9 protein-coding genes are annotated in these 12,786 nt (G+C 68.4%); 3 read left to right on the top strand and 6 right to left on the bottom strand.

The annotated features are described in order from the left end of the window. Nucleotides 1-41 precede the first annotated feature (41 nt). The 4 genes from BOX17_RS05745 to BOX17_RS05760 form a co-directional block, all read right to left on the bottom strand. A complete protein-coding gene (locus tag BOX17_RS05745) occupies nt 42-2,075 on the bottom strand; it encodes a CocE/NonD family hydrolase (protein ID WP_071942620.1) in 2,034 nt (677 codons plus the stop codon). 16 nt (nt 2,076-2,091) lie between these two features. Further along, complete coding sequence (locus tag BOX17_RS05750) at nt 2,092-3,396, bottom strand: ATP-grasp domain-containing protein (RefSeq protein WP_071942622.1); 1,305 nt, start codon at nt 3,394-3,396, stop codon at nt 2,092-2,094. Between the two features lie 109 nt (nt 3,397-3,505). After that, complete coding sequence (locus BOX17_RS05755) at nt 3,506-4,699, bottom strand: toxic anion resistance protein (RefSeq protein WP_071942624.1); 1,194 nt, start codon at nt 4,697-4,699, stop codon at nt 3,506-3,508. 43 nt (nt 4,700-4,742) lie between these two features. Continuing rightward, entirely contained in the window at nt 4,743-5,687 is a 945-nt protein-coding gene (locus BOX17_RS05760; protein ID WP_071942626.1) for a cobyrinic acid a,c-diamide synthase, read from the bottom strand. A 234-nt stretch (nt 5,688-5,921) separates the two neighbouring features. On the opposite strand from BOX17_RS05760, the gene BOX17_RS05765 reads away from it, so the two are divergent. After that, on the top strand, nt 5,922-6,776 hold the full coding sequence (locus tag BOX17_RS05765) for a helix-turn-helix domain-containing protein (RefSeq protein WP_071946673.1): 855 nt from the start codon (nt 5,922-5,924) through the stop codon (nt 6,774-6,776). Nucleotides 6,777-6,856: 80 nt separating this feature from the next. Here BOX17_RS05765 and BOX17_RS05770 read toward each other — a convergent pair whose 3' ends face one another. Then, nucleotides 6,857-8,383 (bottom strand): aldehyde dehydrogenase, encoded by a 1,527-nt coding sequence (locus BOX17_RS05770; protein ID WP_071942628.1) that lies wholly within the window; start codon nt 8,381-8,383, stop codon nt 6,857-6,859. A 16-nt stretch (nt 8,384-8,399) separates the two neighbouring features. Next, the gene (locus BOX17_RS05775) at nt 8,400-9,638 is read right to left on the bottom strand and encodes a M20 family metallo-hydrolase (RefSeq protein WP_071942630.1); all 1,239 of its coding nucleotides are present in this window, start codon (nt 9,636-9,638) and stop codon (nt 8,400-8,402) included. Nucleotides 9,639-9,787: 149 nt separating this feature from the next. Here BOX17_RS05775 and BOX17_RS05780 point away from each other — a divergent pair, with 149 nt between their 5' ends. After that, nucleotides 9,788-11,206: an aminotransferase gene (locus BOX17_RS05780; protein WP_071942632.1), complete on the top strand. Its 1,419-nt coding sequence runs from the start codon at nt 9,788-9,790 to the stop codon at nt 11,204-11,206. A gap of 113 nt (nt 11,207-11,319) precedes the next feature. Then, nucleotides 11,320-12,786, top strand: a complete 1,467-nt coding sequence (locus BOX17_RS05785; RefSeq protein WP_083582084.1) for a Na+/H+ antiporter NhaC family protein — start codon at nt 11,320-11,322, stop codon at nt 12,784-12,786.

The raw sequence follows: 12,786 nt of genomic DNA on the forward strand, positions 1-12,786 counted from the left end.
CCTGTGAGAGTCAGGCCGTCACGATAGCAGCCTCCCCCGCCCTAGACGAGGTCGCGGGGAATCATCTCGTCCCAGGTCCTCGCGAAGATGCGGGTGTCGCCCTCCCAGGCGTCCAGGGTGGCCCGGATGCGAAAGTTCTCGGCGTCGCTGGTCATCAGGGTCCGGGTCAGGGTGTGCACCTCCCACTCCCCGCGCCGGAAGCTGCGCTGCCACTCCGTCCAGCCGCTGACGCTGTCGTAGCTGCCGAAGGCATAGCCGTAGCGCTCGGTGACCCGGGCGGCGATTTCCAGGTCGATGTCGTCGATCCGGTAGCGCCCCTCGTCGTGCACCACCTCCAGGGTGGTGCGGTCCTGGGCCAGGTCGCGGATCACGCGCCAGGTCTCCTGGCTGGGCTGGATCAGCGTCTTGGCCAGGGCCGGCGCGCCCTCCGGCGCGGCGAAGGCGGGCAGCGCCGCCTCCTCGGCGGGGCGCGGCTCGCGCCGGGGCAGCAGCAGCCGACTGTCGCCGGGCCACACGGTGAGCCGCACCGGCTCGGGCGACGGCCACGCCAGCGGCCAGTAGCTGGTGGAGAGGGCCAGGCGGATGGCGTGGCCAGCGGGGAACTGCTGGGCGATGTGCTTGAGCGGGATGCGCACCCGATAGCGCTGGCCCGGCACCAGCGGTTCGGGGAACTCGTCGCTGTCGCGGTGGGTGAGGTTGAGCAGGCCGTAGGAGACCCGGGTGGCCTTGTCATCCTCGGCGATATCGGAGAGGCGCAGCGCCACCATGGCCACCGGCTGGTCGGCGCTGAGCTCGAGCTCCACCAGCGGCGAGCCGCAGATCTCCAGCGCCTCCTCGAGGCGCCCCGTCTGGAAGATCAGGCAGCCGCCATCCTCCTCCCGCTGGTCATGGGGCAGGTCGGGCGGCGCGTTGTAGGAGCACCACTTGCCCGCGTAGAGGCCCACCGAGAGGGGCGAGCGGATGTCCAGGGTCGCCTCCGGCGGCTCCTCCCTCGGTTCGTCCTCCGGCACCAGGTCGTGGCCCTGGGTGAGCCGGAAGGCCTGCGAGCCGATGTTCGGCGACGGCCAGTCGGGCTCCGCCACCCAGCGTCCGGGGCGCTCTTCGTAGCGCGCCGAGGGCGGCATCGACTCCTGCATCCATACCCGCAGCATGGGCTCGTCCATGATCCCGGTATCGGTCCCCTTGAGCCACTGGTCCCACCAGCGCAGCGACTCCTGCAGGAAGCCGATGGCCGGTCCCGGCACGCCGAGGTGCGGGTACTTGTGGGCCCAGGGGCCGACCAGCCCCTTGCGCGGCACGTCGAGCCCCTCCAGCACCCGGAACACGGCATTGCAGTAGCCGTCGGCCCAGCCGCTGACGGCATAGACCGGGCACTGGATCGCCGCGTAGTCCTCGCAGACCGAGCCGTGCTTCCAGTAGTCGTCGCGGCGCTGGTGCTCGAGCCACTGGGCGAGCCAGAGGCCGCTGCCTTCCAGGCGCTCGAGCCACATGTCGCGCCACCGCTCGCCGACGAGGTCCGGATCCGGCGGGCAGGCGTTGCCGTCGAACATGGTCGAGGCCCAGGAGAGGTTGTCGCCAAGCAGGCAGCCGCCCATGTGGTGGATGTCGTCGGCGTAGCGGTCGTCGGTGAAGCAGATCGTGATGACCGCCTTGAGCTGGGGCGGGCGCAGGGCGGCGATCTGCAGGCCGTTGAAGCCGCCCCAGGAGATGCCGATCATGCCGACGTCGCCGGTGCACCAGGGCTGGGCCTCGAGCCATTCGAGGATCACCAGGCCATCCTCCAGCTCGCTCGGCAGGTACTCGTCGGTGAGCACGCCGTCGGACTCCCCGGTGCCGCGGATATCGACCCGCACCCCGGCATAGCCGTGGCCCGCCCAGTAGGGGTGGCTCTGCACGTCGCGCTCGGCGGTGAGGTCGCGCTTGCGGTAAGGCAGGTACTCGAGGATCGCCGGCACCGGATGGGCCTCGGCGTCCACCGGTCGCCAGATCCTCGCCGCCAGGCGGCTGCCGTCGGGCAGCGGGATCCAGGTCTCCTCTTCCATGACCCGGCGCGGAAAGTCGTCGACGATGCGCATTGCGGTTCTCCTTGATTCAGCCTTCGACCTGATCGAACTCGAACGGCAGTCGCGCCGAGAGGCGATCATAGTGCTCGAGCAGCTGCTCCGCCGAGTCGGCCCCCATCCACACCAGGGCCAAGGCATAGCTGTAGCTGTCCTGCTCCGGCAGCGACGAGAGCCGCTGCCCTTCCACCACCTGGATGTCGATCATCGTGCCGGGGAAGTCGGCCTCGAGGGCGGCGACCTCGTCCGCCGAGGGCACCCGGGTCACCACCGCATCGACGAAGAACACCCGATAGAAGAACTTGGCGGCGATGGCATAGTCGCCCTGGCGATGCGGCATGTCGGGCCGCTGCCCCAGGCCCAGGTCGATGGCGACCTGCTGGTTGCTGATCCCGTCGACCTTCTCGAAGAGGTCGCAGTGGGACTGGGAGATGCGCGTGTTGATCTCCAGCAGCCAGATGCGGTCCTGCACCTCGTCCCAGAAATATTCGATGTTGAAGGCCGCGTTGTTGTAGCCGATGTGGGTCATCACCGTATCGGTCAGCTCGCGCATCTTCGCCTGGATGGGCTCGGGCAGCCCCGAGGGGTAGCGATAGTGGAAGAAGCTCAGCACCTGGGGATAGCGCAGCGAGTCGAAGATCCCGTAGCTGACCACCTCGCCCTCGAAGACATAGCCCTCCACCGTGCACTGCCAGCCGCCGATGATCTCCTCGGCCATGCAGAAGCCGCCGTCCACCGCGGCCACCTCCGGCGGCAGCTCGGCATGCTCGAGCACGACATTGAAGGGGTCGGCGATCAGGCCGATGTCCTCGCGCAGCTTCTCGATGGCATGGTAGAAATCCTCCGGGGTATCGATGCGAAAGCCCAGTCGCGACCCGGAGGACTTGATCGGCTTGACGAAGAAGGGGAAGTAGAGCCCCGCCTCGCCGATGCGGGTCAGGGCCTCGTCGTCGAAGGGATCGAAGGCCGTGAAGTTGGGGATGAAGTCGGGAATGACCTCCTTCTGCACCCTGCGGCTCCAGTACTTGTGCTCGCACTTGAGCAGGCTCGAGAGCGACGTGGTGGAGGTTCCGAAGCGCTCGCAGAGGATTGGCAGCATGGTCGAGACGGGAAAGTCCATGTAGCCGACGATGGCGTCCACCGAGCCATCGAAGGCCTCCAGCTGCTCGGTGGCCTCCTCCAGCATGGCCGCGATGTCGAAGACCTCGGTGTCGTAGACCGCCTCGGGGTCGATGACCCCGTGGAAGCGCCAGTGCTCGGCACCGCGCAGCGTCTCGAGCCGCTGGCGATTGAAGTCGTTGAGCCCCACCACGAAAATGTTCCTGTCGCCTGCCATTTCTCACTCCTCCACGCTGCGTACCCGAACGGGCTGCCTGGAGCAGCATAGTCGAGAGCCGGGGCGATGCAGGGGGGAATGAAGGGTTGAATGCCGGGCCGGACAGGCATCAGGGACCCCGCGACGACTCGGCATCGTCCGCGTCGCGGCCGCGCTGCAGGTGGTCAATGGCCTCACTGCCGCGGCCGGCCAGGGTCGACAGCCGGTCGATCTGGTCGTCCAGGCGCGGCAGGGCCTCGCGGCGATAGCGGGAGAGGTCGTCGATGGCACCCATCACCTCGCCGAAGGCCTCTTCCAGTGCCTGCATGTCGAGCATCGCCGATGAGGCCCGCCGCTGGATGTCCACGCCCTGCTGGCGCAGCGCCCGGGCGGTGCCGCCGATCATCTCCGAGGTGGTGGCATTGAGCACCTCGATGCTGTCGAGCACCAACCGCTGGTTGGCGATCGCCAGGGCGACGGTCACCGCCACGGTCAGCGCCGAGACCGTGACGTTGATGGCGCGGTCGACGCCTCGCATCAGCTCCCGGTTGTTGCGGATGATCACCTCGAGGGCCAGCACGCCCTGCTGGCTCACCGCCAGCTGCTGCTGCAGGTCGACGATGCGCTGGCGCAGCGGGAAGAGCAGCTCCTCCTCGAGAAAGCGCCGCTGGGGGTCCTCCTCGTCGCGGCGGGCAATGGCGTCCTGCAGGCGGTCGTCGATCAGCCGTCCCAGGGCGATCTGACGCTCCAGCTGCACCAGGCTCTCGCGCAGGGCCTGCTGGTCGTCGCCCAGGGTCACGTTGTCGCGATGCAGCATGTCACGCCCCCCTTCCAGGTCGGCAATGATCGCATCCAGGGCCTGCTGGGCCGTCTCGAACTTGCGGAAGTAGCGCTGCAGGCGACTGCCTGCCCCCGGAAGCAGGGCCAGCACGCGATCCAGCGGCCCCGGCGACAGGTTGTGCCGGGAGGGGTCAAGCGACTGCATCCGGCCGCGCAGGTCGACCAGGGCCCTGGCCACCGGCCCGCCCTCGTCACCCTGGTGGGCCAGCTGGCGCAGCGGGGTCTGCAGCATGGCGCTCTGGCGGGCGGCCTGCTGCTGCAGCTCGAGGCCCAGCTCGTCGACGGCGCGACGCTGGCGCGCCAGGCTCTCGGCGTCGCCGCCGGCGATCACCTCGTCGACGAAGGCCTCGGCCTGGGCCGCCAGCGTCGGATCGTCACCACCGTCGTCGGCCGGCCCGTCGGTGGTCGTGCCCTCCATCTCGCGGGCGATCTCCTCCACCGGCGGCAGCGACAGGCGGGGGCCGTGTTGGGGTTGCTGGGTCATGGACACCTCTCGAAAGGATCGAATGGGCGCGGAAGGTCCGCCGTCATGGAGCGCCACGCCCGTAGCGGTCCGCGCGGGACACGAAGCGACGCAGCTCCTCCAGCGCCTGTTCGGTGGTGACCGAGGCCTGGGGGCGACCGGTCTCGATGCGCGCCAGGGAGACGGCGGTATCGTCGAGCACGGTCAACGCCGACTCGTTGCGGGCGGCGAGCTCGCGCAGCCGCTGCTCGGTCTCCTCGAGCAGATCCAGCCGCCGCCTCAGGGCGGCGCGCTCCTCGTTGCCCAGGCGACGGCCCTCGCGGCTCAGGCGACGCCGCACGAAGTCGCCATCGACGTTCACCACCCCGCTGGCCTGGGCGGCCATGGAGTGCAGCGTATCCACCGCCCCGAGGCAGACCTGGCCCACCAGCTCCCGGGCCCGCGCGAAGGCCAGCTCGCCGCTGTCGAAGCGCTCCTCCAGGACCGCCAGCACATGGCGATAGCGGCTGTAGATGCGATCGGCCTGGACCGCCAGGTCGGGGCGGTGGGCGTCGAGCAGTGCCTGCTTGGCCCGGCACAGCGCCAGCACCAGCTCGTCGGCCTCCGCGGGTGGCCGGGCGGGGTCGAGCACCGTCAGACCCGCCTCGTGGGCTTCGCGCTCCTCCTCGGCACGCCGGCGAGCCGCCTCGGCCGCCAGCCGCTCGCGCAGGCGCCTCACCCGCCGCCGTTCCCGCCAGCCGCGCAGGCGACGCTCCAGCGGCAGGGCCACGGGGATCGCCACCAGCCCCGCCAGCCAGCCCCCAAGGGTCGGCCCGAAGCCTCCCCACAGCGAGGTGAGCCACAGCAGCATGCTGATGAAGGGCACCACCAGGCAGTAGCGCAGGATGACCTGCAGGCGGCCCGGCGGATCGACCGGCACGGCGAGACGCGGATTGACCAGCCCCACCAGCAGCCAGGGCAGGCAGGTCAGGAACAGTCCGTAGGAAACTCCCTGAAGGAATCCCAGCATGGGTCGTCATCTCCTCCCTGCGATCGATCACGATGATAGTGGCGATAGTGCCGATAGTGACTGGCGTCATGATGAGGCCAGCAGGCCCTTCCCGCCACCCCCGCCGGGGAGCCAGTGCGCCCCTCATGGTGCCGCTCGGGCCGGCTCGCGGAACGTCACGGGCTCTCGATGCGCCGATGATGACTCGGACAAGCATCGGGCACGCCCCGTGGTATGCTCGACCGGCCGAGGACCATGTCACGCCTCCAGGACCGCCCCACCGTGATCTCCGCCGACACCCTCGCCACGGCCGACAGCCAGGCCTGGCACCAGCGTCTCGCCCAGCTGATCCTCGCCGCCGGCGGGGTGGGCTTCCCCACCCTGCTGGAACGGACGCTCCACGAGCTGGCCGGCTTCGACACCATCCTGATCAACACCTACCAGGGTCAGCATCGGCCGCTGCTGATCCACGACAACTACCCGCCGGTGCGACGCGAACAGGGGATCGAACGCTATCTGAGCCAGGCCTACCTGCTCGACCCCTTCTTCAAGGCCGTCCACGACGGCCTGGCGAGCGGCGTCCATCGCCTGCGCGAACTGGCGCCGGACCGCTTCGAGAGCAGCGACTACTACCACCACTACTATCGCGCCCTAGGCCTGACCGACGAGGTCGGCCTGTTCGCTCGGGTCGATGCCGATGTGGTGATGGTGGTGTCGCTGGGCTTTCGCGAGGACACGCCGCGACTGACGCGTCGCAGCCTGCAGGCGCTGCGCCATGTCAGTCCGGTCCTGGAGGTATTGCTCGGAGAGTACTGGAAGTGGCAGGGCCACTGCTTCCAGGAGCGGCTGGCCGAACGCGAGCCGGTGGAGGCCGCCTTCGACAGCTTCGGCCAGGAGGCCCTCACGGCCCGCGAACGGGAGATCGTGCGACTGCTGCTGGCGGGCCACTCCACCAAGTCGGCGGCCCGGGAACTCGACATCAGCGACGGGACCGTCAAGGTCCACCGCAAGCATATCTACCATCGCCTCGAGGTCTCCAGCCAGTCGCAGCTCTTCCGGCTGTTCCTCGACCATGTAGCACTGGTCTCGCGTCGCCAGGCGGGCCAGTAGACCGTAGACCGACCTTCGGCCCACCCCGCTACGGCATGGCCGAACGGGTCATCGCGACGGGTTCCCGGTCGCGGCAAGGCTCAGGGCGCGAGGGTCATCCACACGCTCTTGAGGTCGGAGTACTCCTCCAGCGAGTGGTGGGACTTGTCGCGGCCGTTGCCCGACTGCTTGACGCCGCCGAAGGGCACCGTCTGGTCCATGTCCGCCCAGTTGTTGACGAACACCTGGCCCGACCTCAGACCTCGGGTAACCCGCATGATGCGGTCGATATCCTGGCTCCACAGGCCCGCCGCCAGTCCATAGTCGCTGTCGTTGGCCAGGCGCACGGCCTCCTCCTCGCTGTCGAAGCCGAACACGGCGAGCACCGGGCCGAAGATCTCCTCGCGGCCGATGGCCATGGCGTCGGTGACGTCGTCGAACACCGTGGGCGGGATGAAGAGCCCCGGACCGTCCAACGCGTTCCCGCCAGTGCGCAGGGTCGCCCCCTCCTCCACACCGCGGCGGATATAGTCCAGCACCCGCTCGTACTGGGCGTCATCCACCATGGCGCCCATGAAGCTCGCCGGGTCCAGCGGGTCACCGGGCTGCATGCGCTCGGCCGCCGCCAGCACCTTCTCGACGAAGGCCTCTCGGATCGCGTTCTCGACCAGCAGCCGCGAGCCGGCGATGCACACCTCGCCCTGGTTGTGAAAGATCGCCGCGGCGGCATGCTCGGCCACCCTGTCCAGGTCCTTGCAGTCGGCGAAGACGAGATTCGGGCTCTTGCCGCCGCACTCCAGGAACACCTTCTTGAGGTTGGACTGGCCGGCGTACTGCATCAGCTGCTTGCCGACCCCGGTGGAGCCGGTGAAGGCCAGGCAGTCGACGTCCATCGACAGCGCCAGCGCACGGCCCACGGTGTGGCCGAAGCCCGGCAGCACCTGGAAGACGCCACGGGGCAGGCCAGCTTCGCGGGCCAGGCTGGCCAGACGCAGCGCCGACAGCGGCGACTTCTCGGAAGGCTTCAGGATGACGCTGTTGCCGGCAGCAAGCGCCGGGGCGATCTTCCAGGCGGTCATCATCAGCGGAAAGTTCCAGGGCACGATGGAGGCCACCACGCCCAGCGGCTCGCGCAGTACCAGTCCCAGGGCGTTGTCGCCGGTGGGCGCCACCTCGCCGTAGAGCTTGTCGATGGACTCGGCATGATGGCGAATACAGGCCACAGCGCCGGCAGTGTCGCCCAGGGAGCTGGTAACCGGCTTGCCCATGTCCAGGGTGTCGAGCAGTGCCAGCTCGTGGCGGTTCGCCTCCATCAGGTCGGCCAGGCGCAGCAGCACCGCCTTGCGCCGGCCCGGTGCCAGGCGCGACCAGGCACCGCCGTCGAAGGCGCGCCGGGCACAGGCCACCGCGGCCTCGGCGTCGGCGGCGTCGCAGCTGGCCACCTCGGCGAGGACCTCGCCGGTGGCCGGGTTGGTGGTGGTCAGGGTCGCCCCGTTCACCGCCTCGACGAAGGCATCATCGATGTAGGCGCGGGTCTCGAACCCTTTCTCGAAGGACAGCTCGGCGGCCAGCGCCTGCCAGTCGGCGTGCGTCGTCGGGCGCGAAGGCGCTTGGGTCATGGTGGTCATGTGATGGCTCCCGTGATCAGGTCGGCGAGTTGGCACGCATGAGCATGGCGTCACACAGCACCTGGGCCCCCAGGGCGCAGTGCTCCGGGGTGGCGTACTCGGCCTCGTTGTGGCTGATGCCGTCGCGGCAGGGGATGAAGATCATCGAGGTGGGGGCGACGCGCGACACGTAGACGGCGTCATGGCCGGCGCCGCTCATCATCCGCCGGTAGGGCACCCCCTGGGCCCGGGTGGCAGCCTCCACGGCGGCAATGCACGCGGGGGCGAATTCCACCACCGGCGAGGTCCAGATCCGCTGCTGGGATACGGCCACGCCGAAGGTCTCGCCGGCGGCGGCCAGCTCGCGCTCGAACAGGGCCTGAAGGGCATCCAGCTCGGTTTCCACCACGTGGCGCAGGTCGACGGTGAGGCGCACCTCGCCGGGAATGACGTTGCGCGAGGCCGCCGGGATGTCCAGGCAGCCGCAGGTCACCTTGGTGTCACCGCTGGCGTCGGCCAGGGCATGGGCCTGCAGGCGGTCGATCAGGCGCGCCGCCGCGGCCAGGGCGTCGTGGCGCAGCCGCATCGGGGTGGGGCCGGCGTGGGCCGACTGGCCGGCAAGGGTGACATCGAACCAGCGCATGCCCTGGACGCCGGTGACCACGCCGATGCACTCGCCCTGCTCCTCGAGGACCGGCCCCTGCTCGATGTGAAGCTCGAAGAAGCCGTCCAGGCGCGGCTCGCCCACCGGCATGTCGCCGGCATAGCCGCAGGCGTCCAGGGCCTCGCCGAGGGTCACGCCGTCGGCGTCCTGGCGACTCAGGGTATCATCGACGGAGAACTCGCCGGCATAGGTGCCCGAGGCGACCATCGCCGGAGCGAAGCGGCTGCCCTCCTCGTTGGTCCACACCACCAGCTCCAGGGGGCGCTCGGTGACGATGCCCTGGTCATGCAGGCTGCGGAACACCTCGAGCCCGGCCAGAACGCCGAGGATGCCGTCGAAGCGGCCGCCCTTGGGCTGGGTGTCCAGATGGCTGCCGGTGGCCACCGGGTCGAGGTCGTCGCGCTTGCCGGCGCGGCGGATGAAGAGGTTGCCGACCCGGTCGACCCGCCAGGTGCAGCCTATCGCCTCGCACCAGTCGAGCAGCCGCCGCCGGCCGGCGGCATCCTCGGGGGTCAGGGCCAGGCGGCAGCTTCCGCCGTTCTCGGTGGGGCCGATCTCGGCCATGGCCATCAGCGTGTCCCACAGCCGCTGGCCGTCGATGGAAGTCGTCATGGTGTGCCTCGTTGGTCGTTGTTCAGGGCGGCGGTCGCCGTATCATCACCATACGAGTGGCGCGCGAGCCGCCGATATACCCCAATCAGGATATGTCGCCGGCTACCCGGGCCTGTCTAGGCTGGTCTCGAACCACAGGAGGCTTCGCCATGACCACAACAATGCATCGCCCCACTTCCGAGTCGCCGGCCCTCGACGCCCAGTCGCTGTGGCAGAAGGACAAGGATCACTTCATCCACCCCTTCACCGACTTCAGCGTCTTCCACGATCGGGGCTGCGACCTGATCACCGACAGCGACGGCATCTTCGTACAGGATGCCAGGGGCCATCGCTTCATCGACGGCATCGCCGGGCTCTGGTGCGTCAACGTCGGCCACGGCCGGGCCGAGATCGGCCAGGCCATGGCCGACCAGGCCACCCGCATGGCCTACTTCTCGACCTTCAACAACCTGTCCAACGCCCCGGCCGCGGAACTCGCCGCCAAGCTGGCGGCACTCGCCCCCGCGCACCTCAACCACGTCTTCTACAGCTGCGGCGGCTCGGCGGCCAACGACGCCACCATCCGCCTGGTGCACTACTACTTCAACCGACTGGGCAAGCCGAACAAGAAGCGCATCATTTCACGTCGCAACGCCTACCACGGCACGACCTACCTGGCCGCGACCCTGACCGGCATCGAGAGCAACAACTGGGACTTCGACACCCTCGACCACCTGGTGACCCATCTCAGCGAGGCCAACTGCTATCGTCGCCCCGAGGGCATGAACGAGGCCGAGTACTGCGATCACCTGGTGGCCGAATTCGAGGACACCGTCGCCGAGATCGGCGCCGACAACATCGCCGCCTTCATCGCCGAGCCGATCATGGGCGCCGGCGGCGTGCTGGTGGCGCCCGAGGGCTACCACCAGCGCATGCAGGCGGTGTGCCGCGCCAACGAGATCCTCTTCATCGCCGACGAGGTGGTCACCGGTTTCGGCCGCCTGGGGCACTTCTTTGCCTCGGAGACGGTGTTCGAGACCCGGCCGGACATCATCAACTGTGCCAAGGGCCTCTCCTCCGGCTATGCGCCGCTGGGCGCGACCCTGATCTCCGACGAGATCTACGAGGTGCTGGGTACCCCGCAGCGCAAGGGGGGCGTGCTGAGCACCGGCTTCACCTACTCCGGCCATCCGGTGAGCTGTGCGGCGGCCCTCAAGAACATCGAGATCATCGAGCGCGAGGGCATCTGCGAGAACGTCCGCGAGGTCGGCCCCTACCTCGAGGCGCAACTGCGAACCCTGTCACACCACGCCACCGTCGGCGACGTGCGCGGCAGCCACTTCATGATGTGCCTGGAGAATGTAGCCGACAAGGCCACCCGGGAACTGCTCCCCGTGGAGGCACGCGTTGGCGACCGAGTCGCCGCCGAGGCCCAGAAGCGCGGCCTGATCATCCGCCCGGTGGGCCACCTGAACATCGTCTCGCCGCCGCTGATCTGGAGCCGCGAAACCGTCGACCGGGTGGTCGCCATCCTCGATGAGGCCTTCACCGCCACCACGGCATCGCTACGCAAGGACGGTTACCTGTAAACGGTTAACGCTAACCCGCCGGCAACCGCCGCATGTATCACTCGGCGTTCCTCGGCGGGTCGAGCCACGGCGCAATAATCAACCACAACAATTCAACAACAAGGTTAATGACCATGTCACACTCTCCTTCGGGCTCGAAGGCCCACCCCATAGGCTTCGGCAGCGCCACTAAGGGTGGCCTGATATTTCTCGTTGTCGTGCTGATTGCCAGCCTAAGCAACGTCGCACTCGTCGACGGCGACGACTATGGCCTCTACAGCCTGCTACCAACCGCAGTGGTACTGGGCATGGCCATCCTCACCCGACGCACCATCGAGTCGCTGCTGGCCGGCACCCTGGTCGGCCTGCTGATGATCGACCCGACCTCCGTGATCACTCGGGGCTCGGACATCCTGCTCGGGGTGCTCGGCAACGACACCGTCACCTGGATCATCCTGGTCTGCGGCCTGTTCGGCAGCCTGATCGCCCTGCTGGTCAAGACCGGCGGGGTGCTCAGCTTCGGCGACACCATGGCCCGGCGCATCCACACCAGGCACCACAGCCTGCTGGCCACCTGGTTCCTGGGCCTGGTCATCTTCGTCGACGACTACCTGAATGCCCTGACCATCAGCGCCTCGATGAAGAAGATCACCGACCGTTTCAACATCTCCAGGGAGAAGCTCGCCTACATCGTCGACTCCACGGCCGCCCCGATCTGCATCCTGGTGCCCTTCTCCACCTGGGCAGTGTTCTTCGCCGGTCTGCTGGAGGAGAACGACGTCACCGGCAACGGCATGGGACTGTACATCGAGGCCATTCCCTACATGTTCTATGCCTGGGTGGCCGCCGCCATCGTGCCGCTGGTGGCACTCGGCTGGATACCCGACATCGGTCCGATGAAGACCGCCGAGGCCCGTGCCGCGGGGGGACAAGTCATCCCTCAGGGCGTCAACGACACTACCCTGGAAGTGGACGAGGACAAGCCCCGCCCCCACCTGCTGAACTTCCTGCTGCCCATCGCCACCCTGATCTTCTTCACCTGGTACTTCGAGATCGACATCCTGCGCGGGGTCATCGTGGCGCTGGCCGTGATGCTCGTGCTGATCGGGAGCCAGCGCCTGCTGAGCTTCCATGACACCTTCGATACCGCTCTCGACGGCTTCAAGGCCATGATCATGCCCCTCGGCACCCTGGTCGCCGGCTTCACCCTCAAGGAAGTCAACGACGTCCTGGGCCTGACCGACTTCGTCATCGCGACGGTGCAACCGCTGATGACCCCGGGAATGCTGCCGGCGGTGGTCTTCGTGACGATGGCCTTCCTGGCCTTCGCTACCGGTTCCTTCTGGGGGCTTTTCGCCGTGGCCCTACCCATCGTGCTGCCGCTGGCCTCCAGCATCGACGCCAACATGCCGCTGGTGGTGGGGGCGCTGATCTCGGCCAGTGCCTTCGGCAGCCATGCCTGCTTCTACGGTGATTCCACCGTGCTCTCCGCCCAGGGCAGCGGATGCACGCCCATGGCCCACGCCCTGACCCAACTGCCCTATGTGCTGATTGCCGCGGCCATCGCCACTGTTGTATTCCTGATGGTCGGCCACCTGTGA

The sequence above is a fragment of the Halomonas aestuarii genome, from assembly GCF_001886615.1.
Lineage (GTDB): Bacteria > Pseudomonadota > Gammaproteobacteria > Pseudomonadales > Halomonadaceae > Halomonas > Halomonas aestuarii.